Origin of the sequence: Streptomyces sp. NPDC015346 (genome assembly GCF_043078785.1) — a bacterium.
Taxonomy (GTDB): Bacteria; Actinomycetota; Actinomycetes; order Streptomycetales; family Streptomycetaceae; genus Streptomyces.
Genome location: NZ_JBIBTW010000002.1, coordinates 975191 through 993540, shown reverse-complemented (window position 1 = coordinate 993540; position 18350 = coordinate 975191). Strand labels below are relative to the sequence as shown.

The window sequence follows — 18350 nt, the reverse complement described above, 5'->3', positions numbered from 1 at the left end:
CGTCGAGGCGGCAGGACACCACGGTGGGTGCGGGGCCGGTGGGCGGAGCGTGCCGGGGCCCGTGCCTATTCTGGGATCTTCGGCCGGCGACAGGGCGGCCGCAGACGGTCGCCGAGAGACATCGAAAGGGCTTTCCTTGAGCACCCAGCAGGCGCAGCAGATCCCCGTCGTGGTCCTCTCCGGGTTTCTGGGGTCGGGCAAGACGACGCTGCTCAACCATCTGCTCCGCAGCGCCCGGGGCACCCGGATCGGGGTCATGGTCAACGACTTCGGGGACATCGGGATCGACGCCATGACCGTCGCGGGACAGGTCGGGTCGACCGTCTCGCTCGGCAACGGCTGTCTGTGCTGCGCCGTCGACGCGAGCGAGCTGGACGAGTACCTGGAGGTACTCACCCGGCCCGCCGCTCGCCTCGACGTGATCGTCATCGAGGCGAGCGGGCTCGCGGAGCCCCAGGAGCTGGTGCGGATGGTGCTCGCCAGCGAGAACGAGCGGATCGTGTACGGCGGGCTGGTGCAGGTTGTCGACGCCGCCGAGTTCGCCGCCACGCGCGAGCGGCACCCGGAGATCGACCGGCATCTCGCCCTCGCCGACCTCGTCGTCGTCAACAAGGCCGACCGGGTGGGGGAGCGGGAGCTGGACTCCGTCCACGAGACCGTCGCCGCGATCGCCGGGCGCGCCGCCGTGATCCGCGCCGCGCACGGACGGATCGACCCGGAGGTCCTCTTCGACAAGGTCGTGCCCGAGGGCGAGATCGACGGGCAGATGTCCATCGAGGACCTGCTGTACGGAGACCCCGACGACGGCGACGGCGCGGACGGAACGGCCCATCCGCACGCGCGCTACGAGACGCTCTCGGTGGCGACCCGGACCGCCCTGCATCCCCGGCGCCTGATGGAGTTCCTGGACTCCCGGCCGCAGGGCCTCTACCGCCTCAAGGGGTTCGTCGACTTCGGCGACGCCGACCCCGTCAACCGCTACGCGGTCCACGCCGTCGGCCGGTTCCTGCGCTTCTACCCCGAGCCCTGGCCCGCCGGCGAGGAGCGACAGACCCAACTCGTCCTGATCGGCGCGGGCATCGACGCCGACTCCCTCCGCAAGGAGCTCGCCGGCTGCGAGCTCGGCGGCCCGCAGGACGCCCCCGACGAACACGCGATGTGGGGCGTCCTGCGGTACGTACAACAGCCGGACGAGGAGCGGGCGCCGACGGAGCAGCCGGACGAGGAGTCGGCGCCGGCCGAACCCTCCGAACCCTCCGAACCCTCCGAGGCCTAGCTCGCCGGGCCCGCCACCACCGCGACCGGCTTGGCGAGGGGTGTGCCCGAGCCGTCGCGGCGGGGGTCGATCTCCGGCAGGTCCACCGGGGTGCCGTTCTTCTGGGCCGCCCGTGCCGGCGTCGCGCCCGCCCAGGCCAGGACCAGCACGTCCTCGCCCTTGAGGAACCGCTGGCAGCGCACGCCGCCCGTCGCACGCCCCTTGCGGGGGTACTGGTCGAACGGCGTCAGCTTCGCCGACGTACCGGCCCCGCCGTCCAGCGTGCCCGTGGAGCCCGCGACGGTGAACACCACCGCGTCCGCCGCCGGGTCCACGGCCGTGAACGAGATCACCTCGGCGCCGGCCGTCAGCTTGACGCCCGCCATGCCGCCCGCCGGACGTCCCTGGGGCCGTACCTGCGAGGCCTGGAAGCGCAGCAGCTGGGCGTCGGAGGTGATGAAGACCAGGTCCTCCTCGCCCGTGCGCAGCTCGGTCCCGCCGATGATCCGGTCACCCTCCTTGAGGGTGATGACCTCCAGCTCCTCCTTGTTCGCCGGATAGTCCGGCACCACGCGCTTCACCACACCCTGCAGCGTGCCGAGCGCCAGGCCGGGCGAGGACTCGTCGAGCGTGGTCAGGCAGACGACCGTCTCGTCCTCCGCCAGGGTGAGGAACTCCGCCAGCGGCGCCCCGCCCGCCAGGTTCGGAGCGGCGGCGGTGTCCGGCAGCTGCGGCAGGTCGATCACCGCGAGCCGCAGCAGACGGCCGGAGGAGGTCACCACGCCGACGTCACCGCGCTGGGTCGCCGGGACCGCCGAGACGATCGCGTCGTGCTTGACGCGCCTGCCGTCCTCGGCGGACGGCAGCTCCGCCGTCGCCGTGCGGGCCAGCAGACCCGTCGAGGAGAGCAGCACCCGGCACGGGTCGTCCGCGACCTCAAGCGACGCGGCGGCGACCGGCGCCCCGGCCGACTCCAGCAGGACCGTACGGCGGTCGGTGCCGAACTTCTTGGCCACGGCCGCCAGTTCCGACGAGACCAGCTTGCGCAGCTCGGAGTCGGACTCCAGGATCCCGGTCAGCTCGTCGATCTCGCCGTTGAGCCGGTCGCGCTCGCTCTCCAGCTCGATCCGGTCGAACTTCGTGAGCCGGCGCAGCGGCGTGTCCAGGATGTACTGCGTCTGGACCTCGCTCAGCGAGAAGTGCTCGATCAGGCGTTCCTTGGCCTGCGCCGAGTTCTCGCTGGAGCGGATGAGACGGATGACCTCGTCGATGTCGAGCAGGGCGACGAGCAGCCCCTCGACCAGGTGCAGCCTGTCCTGCTTCTTGCTGCGGCGGAACTCCGAGCGGCGGCGCACCACGGTGAAGCGGTGGTCGAGATAGACCTCAAGGAGCTCCTTGAGGCCCAGCGTGAGCGGCTGGCCGTCGACCAGTGCCACGTTGTTGATGCCGAAGGACTCCTCCATCGGCGTCAGCTTGTAGAGCTGCTCCAGGACGGCCTCCGGAACGAAGCCGTTCTTGACCTCGATCACCAGCCGGAGGCCGTGGTTCCGGTCGGTGAGGTCCTTGACGTCCGCGATGCCCTGCAGCTTCTTGGAGCCGACCAGATCCTTGATCTTGGAGATGACCTTCTCCGGGCCGACCGAGAAGGGCAGTTCGGTGACGACGATGCCCTTGCGGCGCGCCGTCACGGTCTCCACCGTCGCGGTGGCGCGGATCTTGAACGTGCCGCGCCCCGATTCGTACGCGTCCTTGATCCCGGACAGGCCGACGATCCGGCCGCCGGTCGGCAGGTCGGGGCCGGGCACGAAGCGCATCAGCGCGTCGAGGTCCGCGTTCGGGTACCGGATCAGGTGCCGGGCCGCCGCGATGACCTCGCCCAGGTTGTGCGGGGGCATGTTGGTCGCCATGCCGACCGCGATCCCGGACGCTCCGTTGACGAGCAGGTTCGGGTACGCGGCGGGGAGCGCGACCGGCTCCCGCTCCTGGCCGTCGTAGTTCGGCGAGAAGTCGACGGTGTCCTCGTCGATCGACTCCGTCATCATCAGCGCGGCGGCGGCCATCCGGGACTCGGTGTACCGCATCGCGGCCGGCGGGTCGTCGTTGCCCAGCGAACCGAAGTTGCCGTGGCCGTCGACCAGGGGCAGCCGCATGGAGAAGGGCTGCGCCATGCGCACCATCGCGTCGTAGATCGACGCGTCGCCGTGCGGGTGCAGCTTTCCCATCACCTCGCCGACGACGCGGGCGCACTTCACATAGCCGCGGTCGGGCCGCAGGCCCATTTCGTTCATCTGATAGACGATGCGGCGCTGCACCGGCTTCATGCCGTCGCGGGCGTCCGGCAGCGCGCGGGAGTAGATCACCGAGTACGCGTACTCGAGGAAGGAGCCCTGCATCTCGTCGACGACGTCGATGTCGAGGATTCGCTCCTCGAACGCGTCGTCCGGCGGCGGTGTCTTCGTGCTGCGGCGGGCCATCGCGGCTGCGGCTCCTTCACCAACAAGGTTGATCTGACGCGGACCATTGTGGACCGTCCCACCGACAACGCCGACCGCGACCCGGGAATGCCCCCCGCCACGGGCCCTTCGGCGGCCGCGCCGACACCCGGCGACGGCCGCACCGGAAACCGTCCGTCGCCCGGCCGGCACAGTCGGTCAGCCGGCCGACGCCGTCCCGTCCGCGACACCGCGCGACCCGGAAGAGGGACGCCGCGAACCTGCGGGAACTTCGCGAGGTGTCGGTGCGCTTGCATACAGTGGCAGGACTTTTCCATATCGCGATCGAAGGGACGTACATGCCCATGGGTCACACGGCCACGGCCGAGGCCGGCTCCGGCGGCCTGACAGCGACCGAGCACCGGCTGGCCAACGGCCTGCGCGTGGTGCTCTCCGAGGACCACCTGACCCCGGTCGCCGCGGTCTGCCTCTGGTACGACGTCGGCTCGCGCCACGAGGTGGAGGGCCGCACCGGTCTCGCCCACCTCTTCGAGCACCTGATGTTCCAGGGGTCGAAGCAGGTCCACGGCAACGGTCACTTCGAGTTGGTCCAGGGTGCCGGCGGCTCGCTCAACGGCACGACGAGCTTCGAGCGCACCAACTACTTCGAGACCATGCCGACCCACCAGCTGGAGCTCGCGCTCTGGCTCGAGGCGGACCGCATGGGGTCGCTGCTGGCCGCCCTGGACGACGAGTCCATGGAGAACCAGCGGGACGTCGTCAAGAACGAGCGCCGTCAGCGGTACGACAACGTGCCGTACGGCACTGCCTTCGAGAAGCTCACCGCCCTCGCGTACCCGGAGGGCCATCCGTACCACCACACGCCGATCGGCTCCATGGCCGACCTGGACGCGGCCACCCTCGAGGACGCGCGGAGCTTCTTCCGTACGTACTACGCGCCGAACAACGCGGTGCTCTCGGTCGTCGGCGACATCGACCCCCAGCAGACGCTCGCCTGGATCGAGAAGTACTTCGGTTCCATCCCGTCCCACGACGGCAAGCTGCCGCCGCGTGACGGCGCGCTGCCCGAGACCATCGGCGAGCAGCTGCGCGAGGTGGTCGAGGAGGAGGTGCCGGCCCGCGCGCTGATGGCCGCCTACCGGCTTCCGCACGACGGCACGCGCGAGTGCGACGCCGCCGACATCGCCCTGACCGTGCTCGGCGGCGGCGAGTCCTCCCGGCTCCACAACCGGCTGGTCCGCCGCGACCGCACCGCCGTGGCCGCCGGCTTCGGCCTGCTGCGGCTCGCCGGCGCGCCCTCGCTGGGCTGGCTGGACGTCAAGACCTCCGGCGGCGTCGAGGTCCCCGAGATCGAGGCCGCCGTCGACGAGGAGCTGGCCCGCTTCGCCGCCGAGGGCCCGACGCCCGAGGAGATGGAGCGCGCCCAGGCCCAGCTGGAGCGCGAGTGGCTCGACCGGCTCGGGACCGTCGCGGGACGCGCCGACGAACTGTGCCGCTACGCGGTGCTGTTCGGCGACCCGCAGCTCGCCCTCACCGCGGTGAACCGCGTCCTGGACGTCACCGCCGAGGAGGTGCGGCAGGTCGCCGAGGCCCGTCTGCGCCCGGACAACCGCGCGGTGCTGGTCTACGAGCCGCTCACCACCGAACAGAGCGACAGCGACGAGGAAGAGGGAGCGGACCAGTGAGCGACGCTGCCGCGTCTTTGACGAGCATGGAGTTCCACCCGCAGCCGCAGCCGGGCACCGCCCGCCCCTGGGCCTTCCCGGCTCCGGAGCGCGGTGCGCTGGACAACGGCCTGACCGTGCTGCGCTGCCACCGCCCCGGCCAGAAGGTGGTGGCCGTCGAGATCATCCTCGACGCCCCGCTGGACGCCGAGCCGGCCGGTCTGGACGGCGTGGCCACGATCATGGCCCGCGCCCTCTCCGAGGGGACGGACAAGCACACGGCGGAGGAGTTCGCCGCCGAGCTGGAGCGCTGCGGCGCGACGCTCGACGCGCACGCCGACCACCCGGGCGTACGGGTCTCCCTGGAGGTCCCCGTCTCCCGGCTGCCCAAGGCCCTCGGTCTGGTCTCCGAGGCGCTGATCGCGCCGGCCTTCGTGGAGACCGAGATCGAGCGCCTGGTGCGCAACCGGCTCGACGAGATCCCGCACGAGACGGCCAACCCGGCCCGCCGGGCGGCCAAGCAGCTCTCCAAGGAGCTCTTCCCGGCCGACTCGCGCATGTCCCGGCCCCGCCAGGGCACCGAGGAGACCGTCGCCGCGATCGACGCGGCCGCGGTCCGCGCCTTCTACGAGGGATACGTCCGGCCCGCCACGGCCACCGCCGTCATCGTGGGCGATCTGACCGACGTGGACCTGGACAAGGTCCTCGCCGAGACGCTGGGCGCCTGGACCGGGGACACGGCGGAGCCTCGTCCGGTCCCCCCGATCACGGCCGACGACACCGGCCGTGTGGTCGTCGTGGACCGCCCGGGCGCCGTCCAGACGCAGCTGCTGATCGGCCGCGTCGGCGCCGACCGGCACGACCGCGTCTGGCCGGCCCAGGTCCTCGGCACGTACTGCCTCGGCGGCACCCTCACCTCCCGCCTGGACCGCGTCCTGCGGGAGGAGAAGGGCTACACCTACGGTGTGCGGGCGTTCGGGCAGGTGCTCCGCTCCGACGGCAAGGGCAACGGCGCCTCGATGCTCGCCATCAGCGGCTCCGTCGACACGCCCAACACCGGGCCGGCCCTCGACGACCTGTGGAAGGTGCTGCGCACCCTCGCGGCGGAGGGCCTGACGGACGCCGAGCGTGATGTGGCCGTGCAGAACCTGGTGGGCGTTGCCCCGCTGAAGTACGAGACCGCGGCCTCCGTCGCGGGGACGCTCGCCGACCAGGTCGAGCAGCACCTTCCGGACGATTTCCAGGCGCAGTTGTACGCGCGCCTTGCGGAGACCGGCACGGTGGAGGCGACGGCGGCCGTCGTCAACGCCTTCCCGGTGGACCGTCTGGTCACCGTGCTCGTCGGTGACGCGGCGCAGATCGAGGAGCCGGTGCGCGCCCTCGGCATCGGCGAAGTGACGGTTGTCCCCGGCTGATCGAGGCTCCCGAACCTCACCTGGAGGACCCCGACGTCAGGGTACGTCGGGGTCCTCGCCGTTTGTCCGGATTGAGGCGGAGGGTGGCTGTCTGCCCTGTGGCATGTCTTACAAATATCCGTGTCTGTTTGGTGATTGAAAGACGGTCCGCTTAGCGTCGGTCCGGCTGTTCGCCAGTTGCACCCGCCGCACCCGCGGCATCGGACAGTCATCGCCGAGTCCCCGTCAGGCGCGAGCCTGGGGAGCCGGGGACCCACACCAAGTCCCTGGGGTGAATCGGACGCCTTCGCACCCGTGCGGAGGGGCCCGTAGGAGACCTTCCTGCTCCGAACCCGTCAGCTAACCCGGTAGGCGAGAAGGAAGGAAAGGATCAGCCACTACATGGCGTTCACCCGTGCCACCGGGAAGCATCGTGGTCCGAGCCGTCTGTCGCGCCGAGGCGCGGGCATCGCCGGCGTCGCGACCCTCGCCACCACCGGCGTCATCGGAACCCTCGCCTCCCCGGCGTTCGCCGCCGACGCGGACACCCGCTCCGTCGAGGACACCGGCCTGACCCAGGTCGTCGCCGCCGACGCCCTCGCCGACACGATCGACGCCCAGGCCGCCGCGCAGGAGCGCGAGGCCGCCGAGGCGGAGGCCCGGGCGAAGGCCGAGGCCGCGCGGAAGGCCGAGGCCAAGCGCAAGGCCGAGGCCCGCGCCAAGGAGATCCGCGAGGCCAAGGAGCGCGCCGCCCGCGAGGCCGAGCGCAAGCGCCTGAACTCCTTCCAGCTTCCCGTGGCCGGCTCGTACGTCACCACGGGCTACCAGACCGGCGGCTCGCTCTGGTCCTCCGGCAGCCACTCCGGCGTCGACTTCCACGCCGCCTACGGCAGCACGGTCGTCTCGGTCGGCACCGGCACCGTCGTCGAGGCCGGCTGGGGCGGCGCGTACGGCAACAACGTCGTCATCCGGATGCACGACGGCACCTACACCCAGTACGGCCACCTGTCGGCCGTCACCGTCTCGGTCGGCCAGTCCGTCACGCCGGGCCAGCAAATAGGCATCTCCGGCTCCACCGGCAACTCGACCGGCCCGCACCTCCACTTCGAGGCCCGCACGAGCGCCGAGTACGGCTCCGACATCAACCCGGTCGCGTACCTGCGCGCCCGCGGCGTGAACGTCTGACCCGCCCGTCCCCCACGCGCACGTCATACACGCACACGTCATACACGCACACGTCAGAAAAGCCCCGGCTCGTACAGAGCCGGGGCTTTTCGCTGGCCAAAAGATATCCATGGATCACCGGTAACCATCGGAAATTCCGCCCTGCTGCAATAGAGTCACCGAAGAGTCGACGAACAGACGTCAACGGACGTCGAGCGGACATCAATCGGATGGGTTTCGCGCGGATCAAGGCGGAGGTCGAACATGCGCATTCCCGCGCACTCGGTATGCACGGCGATCCGGGACGACATCGTCTCCGGTGTCCTTGAGCCCGGCAGCCGGCTGACGGAGGAGCAGCTGGCCCGCCGTTACGGAGTCTCCCGCGTCCCGGTCCGCGAGGCGCTGCGCACCCTGGAGTCCGAGGGCTTCGTGACCACCCGCCGCCACGCGGGGGCCCAGGTCGCCGAGCCCACCGAGCAGGAGGCGGCGGACCTGCTGGACGTACGGGCGCTCCTGGAGCCGCTCGGGGCCGCCCGCGCCGCCCAGCGGCGGACCGAGGCCCATCTCAAGGTGCTGCGGGGCCTGGTCAGGCTGGGGCAGGAGCGGGCACGGCGTGGGCAGGGCGAGGATCTGCGGTCACTGGGCGGCTGGTTCCACGAGACGCTCGCCCAGGCCTCCGGCAGCCCGGCGCTCACCGCGCTGCTCACCCAGCTGCGTCACAAGATCGCCTGGATGTACGCGGTCGAGCCCGCCGCCCAGCCCGTGGAGGCATGGGCCGAGCACGGGGCGATCGTGGACGCCGTGGCGCGCGGCGACGCCGAGAGGGCGCGCGCGCTGACCGCGCTGCACGCCGAGCGCTCCCTGGCTCTCCATCGGCTCAAGCGGCCGGAGCGGGGACGTGTGAGGGTTTCGCAACATGTCGTAAACACCGCGGGTGTCCGGAATTAACGACGGGGCCGTATACAAAGAGGGGTTATTCGGCGGGCGGAGGCGTGCTGCCCGGAAATTAGGGCTGCCCGGAAATTAGGGCTGCCTGGAATTCACGCTGCCTGGAATTCACGCTGCCTGGAATTCGCGTTCTCCGGATTGGGCGTCCGAGGGGTCCCGGAAAAGGAAGACGCCGCAGCCGCCGTGATTCCGGCGGGTGCGGCGTCTCGGGAATGGTCCGTCGGACCGTTCCGGGAAGGTCAGACCGTCTCGGGAAGCTCGTCGAGCCCCTCGGCGACCAGCTTCGCCAGGCGGTCGAGCGCGGCCTCGGCGCCCTCCGCGTCCGAAGCGAGCACGATCTCCTCGCCGCCCTGAGCGCCCAGGCCGAGCACCGCGAGCATCGACGCGGCGTTCACCGGGTTGCCATCGGCCTTCGCGATCGTCACCGGGACGCCGGAAGCCGTGGCCGCACGGACGAAGATGGAGGCGGGGCGGGCGTGCAGGCCCTCGGCCCAACCGACGTTGACGCGGCGCTCAGCCATGGTGTTGCCCTTCAAGTCTTAGCGGGTTGTCTAGACCAGTCTCTCACGGGTCGAAGAGGTGCTCGTACCGGCCTCCGGTCCCGGCGGGACGGCGTGCGGCCTTCCTACCCTGCCCGCGCCGCGCGGGGCGCGCACGCCACGCACGACCGGTGCCGCTGTCGTACCCCGGCCGTAGGCTTGCCCCATGCAGAGCGCGTCGGAACAGGCGGCACAGCCGGAACACGCATACCCCGACCACTGGGAAGCGGACGTGGTCCTCCGTGACGGCGGCACCGCGCGCATCAGGCCCATCACCGTCGACGACGCCGACCGGCTGGTCAGCTTCTACGAGCAGGTCTCGGACGAGTCGAAGTACTACCGCTTCTTCGCGCCCTACCCGCGTCTCTCCGCCAAGGACGTCCACCGCTTCACCCATCACGACTTCGTGGACAGGGTGGGACTCGCGGCCACCATCGGCGGGGAGTTCATCGCCACCGTGCGGTACGACCGCATCAACGCCCAGGGCCTGCCCGCCTCGGCGCCGGCCGACGAGGCCGAGGTCGCCTTCCTGGTCCAGGACGCCCACCAGGGGCGGGGCGTGGCCTCCGCGCTCCTCGAACACATCGCGGCGGTGGCGCGGGAGCGGGACATCCGGCGGTTCGCGGCGGAGGTGCTGCCCGCCAACACCAAGATGATCAAGGTCTTCACGGACGCCGGGTACACCCAGAAGCGCAGCTTCGAGGACGGTTCCGTACGGCTCCATCTCGACCTGGAGCCCACCGACCGCTCGCTCGCCGTCCAGCGCGCGCGGGAGCAGCGGGCCGAGGCCCGCTCCGTGCAGCGGCTCCTCGCGCCGGGCTCGGTCGCCGTGATCGGAGCCGGGCGGACCCCCGGCGGTGTCGGCAGGACCGTCCTGCGCAACCTCCTCGACGCCGGATACACCGGACGTACGTACGCGGTGAACCGAGCTCTGGACGAGGGCACGGACTCGCTCGACGGGGTGCCGGCCTTCCGCTCGGTGGGGGCCATCGGCGAGCCGGTGGACCTGGCGGTCGTGGCCGTCCCCGCCGAACGGGTGCCGGAGGCGGTCGCCGACTGCGGTGAACACGGCGTACGCGGCCTGGTCGTCCTCTCCGCGGGCTATGCGGAGAGCGGGGCGGAGGGCAGGGAACGCCAGCGTGAACTGGTGCGGCAGGCCCGCTCGTACGGAATGCGGATCATCGGCCCGAACGCCTTCGGGATCATCAACACCACGTCCGATGTCCGGCTGAACGCCTCGCTCGCCCCGCAGATGCCGACGGCCGGACGGATCGGGCTCTTCACCCAGTCCGGCGCGATCGGCATCGCGCTCCTCGCCGGGCTGCACCGCAGGGGCGCCGGGCTCTCCTCCTTCATCTCGGCCGGCAACCGGGCGGACGTCTCAGGGAACGACCTGCTGCAGCACTGGTACGACGACCCCGAGACGGACGTCGTGCTGCTGTACCTGGAATCGATCGGCAACCCCCGCAAGTTCACCCGGCTGGCCCGCCGCACGGCCGCGGTCAAGCCGGTCGTGGTCGTCAAGGGGGCGCGCCACAGCGGGAGTGCGCCGCCCGGACACCGGGTCCCGGTCACCCGGATCCCGCACGCCACGGTCTCCGCGCTGCTCCGGCAGGCCGGGGTCATCCGCGTCGACACGGTCACCGAACTGGTCGACGCCGGCCTGCTCCTCGCCGGCCAGCCGCTGCCGGCCGGGCCGAGGATCGCGATCCTCGGCAACTCCGAGTCGCTGGGCCTGCTGACGTACGACGCCTGTCTCACGGAGGGGCTCCGGCCGCTCCGGCCGCTGGACCTGACGACGGGGGCGAGCCCGGCGGACTTCCGCGCCGCGCTGGCGGCGGCGCTCGTGGACGAGACCTGCGACGCGGTCGTCGTGACGGCGATCCCCTGGGTGGGGGAGAACGGCGCCGTGGAATCCGGCGACGGCGAGGTCCTCGCGGCCTTCCTCCGCGAAGCGGTCGCCTCCGCCCCGGCCCCGGCGAAGCCGGTGGTCGTGGTCCACGTGGAGATGGGCGGCCTCGCCGAGGCCCTCTCCGCCGCGACGAGCACCCGCCCGACCGCGACCCCGGGTCTGCGCCCCGGCGCGGCCGCCCCTGGCGGCTCGGAACCCGCCGGCGAACCGACGTCCGGTACGGACTCGCCTGTCGCCGACGCGGGCACGACCCCCGGCTCGGCCCCCCGCACGGGCACCGGCTCCCCCCTGGCAGCAGGTGGCCGCCCCGCCGGCGCGGGCGGGCCCGCGCCGACCGGCGTCTCCGGGACGGCGCCGTCCGGCCCGTCCGGCCCGGTCGCCACTCCCGGGGCCGCCGCTCCCCGGGTCGCCGGGGATCGGTCGTCGAGCGGCGCCTCCCAGAGGGATGAATCCGCCGTGACACCGGCCGGCGGTGGTGCCGCAGAGGGCAACATCCCGGCCTACCCCGCCGCCGAGCGGGCCGTGCGGGCGCTCGCCGAGGCCGTGCGGTACGGGCAGTGGCGGCGGCAGGCGGCGGAGCCCGGGCGGGTGCCGGAGTACGACGACATCGACGAGAGCGGGGCCGCCGCCCAGATCGAGCGGCTGCTCGGAGACGACGTGGACGCCCGGGGCGTCACCCTCGGCGCCGACGCGGCCAGCGAACTCCTCGCCCGGTACGGCATCACCATCCTGCCCACCCTCCCCGCACCGTCCCCCGACAGCGCCGTCGCGGCCGCCGCCCGCCTCGGCTACCCCGTCGCCCTGAAGACGACCGCGCCCCACCTGCGCCACCGCCCCGACCTCGGCGGCGTACGGCTCGACCTGGCCACCGAGGAACAACTCCGCACCGCCTACGCCGAACTGACCGACTCCCTCGGCAAGCCCGAGGAGCTCCAGCCGGTCGTCCAGGCCATGGTGCCGCGCGGGGTCGACACCGTCGTCCGCTCGGCCATCGACCCGGCCGTCGGCGCCGTGCTCTCCTTCGGCCTCGCCGGAGCCGCCTCCGAACTGCTCGGGGACATGTCGCACCGGCTGGTCCCGGCCACCGACCGGGACGCCGCCGAGCTCGTACGGTCCATCCGCACCGCCCCCCTCCTCTTCGGCTGGCGGGGCTCGGCGCCCGTCGACACCCCGGCCCTGGAAGCACTGCTGCTGCGGGTCTCCCGGCTCGTCGACGACCACCCCGAGGTCGTCGCCATCTCCCTGGAACCCGTCGTCGTCGCCACCCAGGGCCTCTCCGTCCTCGGCGCCACCGTCCGTCTCGCACCGCCGCCGCCCCGCACCGACCTCGGCCCGCGGCGGCTCCCGAACTACTGACGACCCCCCCGCCGAAGCGGCCAGGAGCGCCCCCTGCGACGGATTAGGATGGAGTCCATGGCGAAGACCGGTACGACGACCCAAGGGCTGCGCGCGGCGATCGAGCGCAGCGGCTACTACCCGGCCCTCGTGGCCGAGGCGGTGGAGGCCGCCGTCGGTGGCGAGGCGATCGCGTCGTACCTGGTGCACCAGGAGACCACGTTCGACTCCAACGAGGTCCGCCGCCATGTCACGGTCCTGGTCCTGACGGCCAACCGTTTCATCGTCAGCCACACCGACGAGCAGGCCGCCGACACCAGCTCCCCGACGCCGTACGCCACGACCTCGACGGAGTCGGTCAAGCTCGACCGGATCTCCTCGGTCGTCGTCAGCCGCGTCGTCGCCAACCCGGAGTCGTACACCCCCGGCACCCTGCCCCGCGAGGTCGTCCTCACCATCGGCTGGGGCGCCGTCTCGCGGATCGACCTGGAGCCCGCCGCCTGCGGCGACCCGAACTGCGACGCCGACCACGGCTACACCGGCAACGCCACCGCCGACGACCTCAGCCTGCGCGTGAGCGACGCCGGCGACGGCCCGGACACGGTCCGCCAGACCCTGGCCTTCGCGCAGTCGCTCTCCGAAGCCACCGCGGCGACCCGCTGATGGTCCAGCCCACCACCGTCACCGGCTGGCCCGACGAACCGCTTCCGCTCGCCCTCGACACCGCGCCCGTCCCCGAGTACGGCTCCGGTTCGCTGGCCGACCTCCTGCCGACGCTCGTCGCCGGACAGGGCGCGGCCGGATGCGAGGCCCGCATCGCCGAGCTCACCCCCGCCGACCGGAACTGCGTCTTCCTGATCGACGGCCTGGGCTGGGAGCAGATCAAGGCCCACCCGGACGAGGCGCCGTACCTCACCTCGCTCCTCGCCTCCTCCCGGGGCGGCACGGGCCGACCGATCACCGCCGGATTCCCCGCCACCACCGCGACCTCGCTCGCCTCGGTGGGCACCGGCCGGTTCCCCGGCGCGCACGGCCTGCCGGGCTACACCGTCCGCAACCCCGAGACCGGCGAGCTGATGAACCAGCTCCGCTGGAAGCCGTGGACGCCGCCGCAGGTCTGGCAGCCGTACCCCACCGTCTTCCAGCTCGCGCACGAGGCCGGGATCCACACCTCCCAGGTCTCCTCGCCGATCTTCCAGGACACCCCGCTCACCAAGATCGCGCTGAGCGGCGGAACGTTTCACGGCAGGCTCTCCGGCGAGGAGCGCATGGACTTCTCCGCCGAACAGCTCGCCGCCGGCGACCGGTCCCTCGTCTACACGTACTACAGCGAGCTGGACGGCGCCGGACACCGCTTCGGCATCGACTCCGACGCCTGGCGCGGCCAGCTGATGTTCGTCGACCGGCTCGTCCAGCGCCTCGCCGAGCAGCTGCCGGCCCGCTCCGCGCTGTACGTCACCGCCGACCACGGCATGGTCGACATCCCCTTCGACGAGCAGTCCCGGATCGACTTCGACGAGGACTGGGAGCTCCGCGCCGGTGTCGCGCTGCTCGGCGGGGAGGGCCGCGCCCGCCATGTCTACGCCGTGCCCGGCGCCGAGACCGACGTCCTGACGTGCTGGCGCGAGGTCCTCGGTGAGCAGTTCTGGGTGGCGAGCCGCGACGAGGCGCTCGACCTCGGCTGGTTCGGTGACACGGTCGACGAGCGGGTGTACGGCAGGATCGGTGACGTCGTCGCGGCGGCCCATGACGACGTCGTCATCACCGCGTCCGTCAACGAGCCGCACGAGTCGGCGATGGTCGGCATGCACGGATCGATGACCGCCGCGGAGCAGCTGGTCCCGCTCCTCGAAGTCCGTTCCTGACCCTCCGCCCGCTCTTCCGCCTTCCGCCCGCTGCTCCGCCTTCCGCCCCCGACCTGAAAGGTCCTCGACCTCCCATGCCCGAGCTGGTGTTCTTCTCCGGAACGATGGACTGCGGAAAGAGCACCCTCGCTCTTCAGATCGAGCACAACCGGTCCGCCCGCGGGCTGCAGGGCATGATCTTCACGCGGGACGACCGTGCGGGGGAGGGCAAACTGTCCTCCCGTCTCGGCCTGGTCACCGACGCCGTGGAGGCGGCGGAGGGGTTCGACTTCTACGCGTACCTCATCGGCCATCTGTCGAAGGGCGGCCGCTGCGACTACGTCATCGCGGACGAGGCGCAGTTCCTCTCGCCCGAGCAGATCGACCAGCTCGCCCGGGTCGTCGACGACCTCGAACTCGACGTCTTCGCCTTCGGCATCACGACCGACTTCCGCTCCAAGCTGTTCCCCGGCTCCCAGCGGCTGGTGGAACTCGCCGACCGCGTCGAGGTGCTCCAGGTCGAGGCCCTGTGCTGGTGCGGAGCCCGGGCGACCCACAACGCGCGCACGGTCGGCGGCGAGATGGTCGTCGAGGGCGCGCAGGTCGTGGTCGGCGACGTGGACGCGGGCGACGAGATCGGTTACGAAGTGCTCTGCCGGCGCCACCACCGCCGCCGCATGACGGCCGCCACCGCCCGTGCGGCGGCCCTCTCTCCCGACGTCCTGCCGGTCACCCCGATGTGACCTTGCTCGGCACCTGGTGTCGACGCACCTCGTGTTCACCTCGGGGGAACCCGGGGACCGTCTCCTGATCGGATGCGAGTCGCCCGGCTCGGCTGTCATGGCCGTCGGCCCGTGACGTGGACGCCGGGCCTCCGCGCATCCCGCGCGCCGCGCGACACCCCGGAGGACGTGTGCCCCCTGCTGCCGAGACCGTGCCCGACCGGGGCGAAGGCGCCAGGCCCGCGAAGCCCGACGAGCGGGAAAACGCCCAGCGGGAAGACGCCACGTTCCAAGGCGCCAAACACGAAGGCGCCCAGCACGATGCCGCCAAGGACGGAGATGCCCAGCGCGAAGGCGCCAAGCAGGGAGACGCCCAGCACGGAGGCGCCAGGCCCGGCGACGCGGAACCCGAAGGCCCCCCGCGCGGCCGGGTGCTCGCGCGGATCCGGCAGAGCGCGCGCCTGCGCGCCGCCTCCGCGGCCGCGTTCCTGAGCTGCGTCGTCCTCTGTCTCGGCGGGGCGCTGGCAGGCAGCCATCCCTTCGGGCCCACCACCCGCAACATCGTCGACCTCGGCCAGCAGTACCTCCCCTTCCACGCCTACTGGCGCAGCCTGCTGCTCGGCCGGGCCGACGGCGATCTGTTCCTCAACTGGAGTGCGGGATTCGGCTCGAACTTCCTGGGCGACTACGGCACGTACCTCAGCAGCCCGTTCGACCTGATGGTCGTGCTCTTCCCGGCGGACCGGATCGAACTCGCCCTCTACGTCATCACCGCCGCCAAGATCACCGCCGCCGGCGGGGCGATGGCGGCGCTGCTCCTGATCCTGCGCCGCGGCCCCTGGCCCGTGGCCGCCGTGCTGGGAGCGGCGTACGCGCTGTGCGGCTGGACCCTGAACTACGGCGCCACCGTCCCGATGTGGCTCGACGGTCTGCTGGCCTTCCCGCTGCTGTGCCTGGTCGGTGAGTGGGCGAGGGCCGGGCGCCGCCCGGTGCTCGGCCCGCTGGTCGTGGCGGTGGCCTGGTACGCCAACTTCTACACGGCCTACATGGCGACCGTCGGCGCGGCCGTTGTCCTCATGGTCCGGCTGCTGACGGCCGACGACGCCGGGCGTCGTCGCCTGGCCGGGCTGCTGCGCGCCGCTCGGGCGGTCCTCGTGGGCGTCGGCCTCGCGGCGCCGCTCGTCCTGGTGATCTTCCTGGCCACCCGGGTCGCGGATCCCACCCCCGAGGTGACGTTCACCGCCGTCGCCTGGACGGAGGTCTTCGCCCGGCTGCTGCCGGCCACGGCGAGCGTGGCCAGCCCCGCTCTCTTCATCGGCACCCCGGCCCTCGCCCTCGCGCTGACGCTGCCCTTCAACGGCGCGGTGGCCCCCCGCGTCCGCGCCGCCTGGACCGCCGCCATCTGCCTCGTCGCGCTCTCGACGCAGTGGGAACCCACCCATCTGCTCTGGCACGCCGGTGCCTCCCCCAACGGCATCCCGTACCGTCAGACCTTCGTCCTCTGCGGCCTGTTGCTGATGGCCGCCTGGCTCTCCACCGCGCAGGGGCTGCCCCGGGCACCCGCTCTGCTCGCGGCCGGCGCTCTCCTCGCCGGGATGGCGTACGCGGCCCGGGACAGCGCCGTCGTCGACCGCTGGACCTACCCCGCCTTCGCCGCCGCGCTGACCCTCGCCGTGCTCGCCGCGGCCGCCGTATTCCTCGCCCCGCTCCTCGCCCGGCTCCTGGCCCGGCGCTTCCCCGGGCGCCCGGGCGCCGGCGCCCGCGCCCTGCCCGCCGTCGCCGTGATCCTCCTCGTCCTCGCCCAGGCCGGCGAGACCGCGGCCACGGCGGGCAGGATCGAGGAACAGCAGCTCGCCAAGGTCGCCTGGGCCCCGCGCCTCGGACCCTGGCACCAGGACATGGCGCGGGCCACCGCACGCGAGGACGCCTGGCCGCGCCACCGTACGGAGCCGGGTGAGGTGCCGGGCGGCAACGACGCCCTGCTCGTCGGCGGGCAGGGCGCCGACTACTACTCCAGCCTGACCTCGGACACGTACTCCCGTACGCTCACCGCCCTCGGCTTCGGCTTCTACGCCAAGGGCCGCCACCCCGTCGGCCTCGACCACCCGGTCACCGACGCGATCTTCTCGATCGGCACCCGGATGCGGTCCCGGCCCTCCGCGCCCGTACGGACCGACGAGCCGCCCGAGGCCGCGATCACCACCACCCGGACCGCCGTGCCGCCGCTCGTCACCGTCCGCCCGGACCTAAGGCTGCCCGCGTCCGGCATCCGCTTCGGCGACTCCTCCTTCGCCAACCAGGAACTGCTGCTCGGCGCCCAGGTGTACGCGACCCCGGCCGGACTCCGCCGCACGGACGGCCCCGGCGGTGCCACCACGCTGACGGCCTCTTGCCCCGCCGACGCCCGACTCTGGTTCTGGGCGCCGGAATTCACGGGCACGGCGACCTTGGCCGGCCGCCCGCCCGTGGACTTCGCCGGCGGCCTGCCGTCCGTACAGGGCCCCATGCGGTCGCTCGGCACCGTCCCGGCGTCCGGCTCGGTACGGATCGAGGTCCGGAGCGCCGAGGGCACGCCGGTCCTTCCGAGGCAGCCGGTCGGCTGTCTGGTCCAGGAGAAACTGGACACGGCGGTACGGCGGCTGACGGCGACGGGCGCCACCGCCGTACGGACCACCGGCCACACCCTCACCGCCGAACTCCCGGCCGGAAGCACCGGGACCGCCGTCGTCGCCGTCCCCCGGATCCCCGGCTGGAGCTGCGCCGCCGGCGAGGCGCCGCCCGCGCCCGCCCAGCGGTACCTCGGCCTCCTGGCCGTCCCCCTCGACGGCGAGGCGACCACCGTCAGCTGCGCCTTCCGGCCCCCGGGACTACGACTCGGCGGCGCCATCGGCGCCCTCGCACTGCTCTGCCTGGCGGCGATCGGATTCCGGCACCGGTTTCTCCCGAACCGGTTTCTCCGCGGGACGACAAGAATTCATCCGCAGTGCACATCCGGCTCGTCCGACGGGAATTGACGATCGATACGCTGCCGACCTGACCGGCTTTCGTCCGTGTGAACGCTCGGGCGCCACGATCGCTCAAGAGGTCGAGCGATCGATTGATCGACTGTGTGAGTGTTGG

At 72.4% G+C, this 18350-nt stretch carries 12 protein-coding genes and 1 riboswitch; of the genes, 10 read left to right on the top strand and 2 right to left on the bottom strand.

The features are described 5' to 3' along the window. Window positions 1-136 precede the first annotated feature (136 nt). Window positions 137-1276, top strand: a complete 1140-nt coding sequence (locus ACF06X_RS10420) for a CobW family GTP-binding protein (RefSeq protein ID WP_392286789.1) — start codon at window positions 137-139, stop codon at window positions 1274-1276. On the opposite strand, the gene ACF06X_RS10415 is transcribed toward ACF06X_RS10420, so the two are convergent. Beyond that, entirely contained in the window at window positions 1273-3729 is a 2457-nt protein-coding gene (locus tag ACF06X_RS10415) for a DNA topoisomerase (ATP-hydrolyzing) subunit A (protein WP_392286788.1), read from the bottom strand. The two genes, ACF06X_RS10420 and ACF06X_RS10415, sit on opposite strands and share 4 nt — an antisense overlap. Window positions 3730-4046: 317 nt before the next feature. Between ACF06X_RS10415 and ACF06X_RS10410 the strand changes: the two genes are divergently transcribed. The 4 genes from ACF06X_RS10410 to ACF06X_RS10395 all read left to right on the top strand — a co-directional run bounded on the left by ACF06X_RS10410 (window position 4047) and on the right by ACF06X_RS10395 (window position 8878). Continuing rightward, window positions 4047-5393: a M16 family metallopeptidase gene (locus tag ACF06X_RS10410; RefSeq protein WP_392286787.1), complete on the top strand. Its 1347-nt coding sequence runs from the start codon at window positions 4047-4049 to the stop codon at window positions 5391-5393. 26 nt (window positions 5394-5419) lie between these two features. Next, on the top strand, window positions 5420-6787 hold the full coding sequence (locus ACF06X_RS10405) for a M16 family metallopeptidase (protein ID WP_392286918.1): 1368 nt from the start codon (window positions 5420-5422) through the stop codon (window positions 6785-6787). Window positions 6788-6989: 202 nt separating this feature from the next. After that, window positions 6990-7156: riboswitch (cyclic di-AMP (ydaO/yuaA leader) on the top strand. Between the two features lie 12 nt (window positions 7157-7168). Next, the gene (locus tag ACF06X_RS10400) at window positions 7169-7951 is read left to right on the top strand and encodes a M23 family metallopeptidase (RefSeq protein WP_392286786.1); all 783 of its coding nucleotides are present in this window, start codon (window positions 7169-7171) and stop codon (window positions 7949-7951) included. Window positions 7952-8194: 243 nt separating this feature from the next. Next, complete coding sequence (locus ACF06X_RS10395; RefSeq protein WP_392286785.1) at window positions 8195-8878, top strand: GntR family transcriptional regulator; 684 nt, start codon at window positions 8195-8197, stop codon at window positions 8876-8878. Window positions 8879-9117: 239 nt separating this feature from the next. On the opposite strand, the gene ACF06X_RS10390 is transcribed toward ACF06X_RS10395, so the two are convergent. Beyond that, window positions 9118-9399: an HPr family phosphocarrier protein gene (locus ACF06X_RS10390; RefSeq protein ID WP_215067828.1), complete on the bottom strand. Its 282-nt coding sequence runs from the start codon at window positions 9397-9399 to the stop codon at window positions 9118-9120. A gap of 184 nt (window positions 9400-9583) precedes the next feature. On the opposite strand from ACF06X_RS10390, the gene ACF06X_RS10385 reads away from it, so the two are divergent. The 5 genes from ACF06X_RS10385 to ACF06X_RS10365 all read left to right on the top strand — a co-directional run bounded on the left by ACF06X_RS10385 (window position 9584) and on the right by ACF06X_RS10365 (window position 18244). Further along, a complete protein-coding gene (locus ACF06X_RS10385) occupies window positions 9584-12685 on the top strand; it encodes a GNAT family N-acetyltransferase (RefSeq protein ID WP_392286784.1) in 3102 nt (1033 codons plus the stop codon). Between the two features lie 57 nt (window positions 12686-12742). Beyond that, on the top strand, window positions 12743-13327 hold the full coding sequence (locus ACF06X_RS10380) for a DUF5998 family protein (protein WP_158991310.1): 585 nt from the start codon (window positions 12743-12745) through the stop codon (window positions 13325-13327). Next, on the top strand, window positions 13327-14529 hold the full coding sequence (locus ACF06X_RS10375; RefSeq protein ID WP_392286783.1) for an alkaline phosphatase family protein: 1203 nt from the start codon (window positions 13327-13329) through the stop codon (window positions 14527-14529). Before ACF06X_RS10380 ends, ACF06X_RS10375 begins: the two co-directional genes overlap by 1 nt. A 74-nt stretch (window positions 14530-14603) precedes the next feature. Beyond that, window positions 14604-15251 (top strand): thymidine kinase, encoded by a 648-nt coding sequence (locus tag ACF06X_RS10370; RefSeq protein WP_392286782.1) that lies wholly within the window; start codon window positions 14604-14606, stop codon window positions 15249-15251. 170 nt (window positions 15252-15421) lie between these two features. Continuing rightward, on the top strand, window positions 15422-18244 hold the full coding sequence (locus ACF06X_RS10365) for a YfhO family protein (RefSeq protein WP_392286781.1): 2823 nt from the start codon (window positions 15422-15424) through the stop codon (window positions 18242-18244). The last annotated feature ends 106 nt before the right edge of the window (window positions 18245-18350 follow it).

Coding starts and splice junctions, on each gene's coding strand:
- ACF06X_RS10415 (WP_392286788.1), bottom strand. CDS start 3,729: ATGGCCCGCCGCAGCACGAAGACACCGCCGCCGGACGACGCGTTCGAG.
- ACF06X_RS10410 (WP_392286787.1), top strand. CDS start 4,047: ATGCCCATGGGTCACACGGCCACGGCCGAGGCCGGCTCCGGCGGCCTG.
- ACF06X_RS10405 (WP_392286918.1), top strand. CDS start 5,420: ATGGAGTTCCACCCGCAGCCGCAGCCGGGCACCGCCCGCCCCTGGGCC.
- ACF06X_RS10400 (WP_392286786.1), top strand. CDS start 7,169: ATGGCGTTCACCCGTGCCACCGGGAAGCATCGTGGTCCGAGCCGTCTG.
- ACF06X_RS10395 (WP_392286785.1), top strand. CDS start 8,195: ATGCGCATTCCCGCGCACTCGGTATGCACGGCGATCCGGGACGACATC.
- ACF06X_RS10390 (WP_215067828.1), bottom strand. CDS start 9,399: ATGGCTGAGCGCCGCGTCAACGTCGGTTGGGCCGAGGGCCTGCACGCC.
- ACF06X_RS10385 (WP_392286784.1), top strand. CDS start 9,584: ATGCAGAGCGCGTCGGAACAGGCGGCACAGCCGGAACACGCATACCCC.
- ACF06X_RS10380 (WP_158991310.1), top strand. CDS start 12,743: ATGGCGAAGACCGGTACGACGACCCAAGGGCTGCGCGCGGCGATCGAG.
- ACF06X_RS10375 (WP_392286783.1), top strand. CDS start 13,327: ATGGTCCAGCCCACCACCGTCACCGGCTGGCCCGACGAACCGCTTCCG.
- ACF06X_RS10370 (WP_392286782.1), top strand. CDS start 14,604: ATGCCCGAGCTGGTGTTCTTCTCCGGAACGATGGACTGCGGAAAGAGC.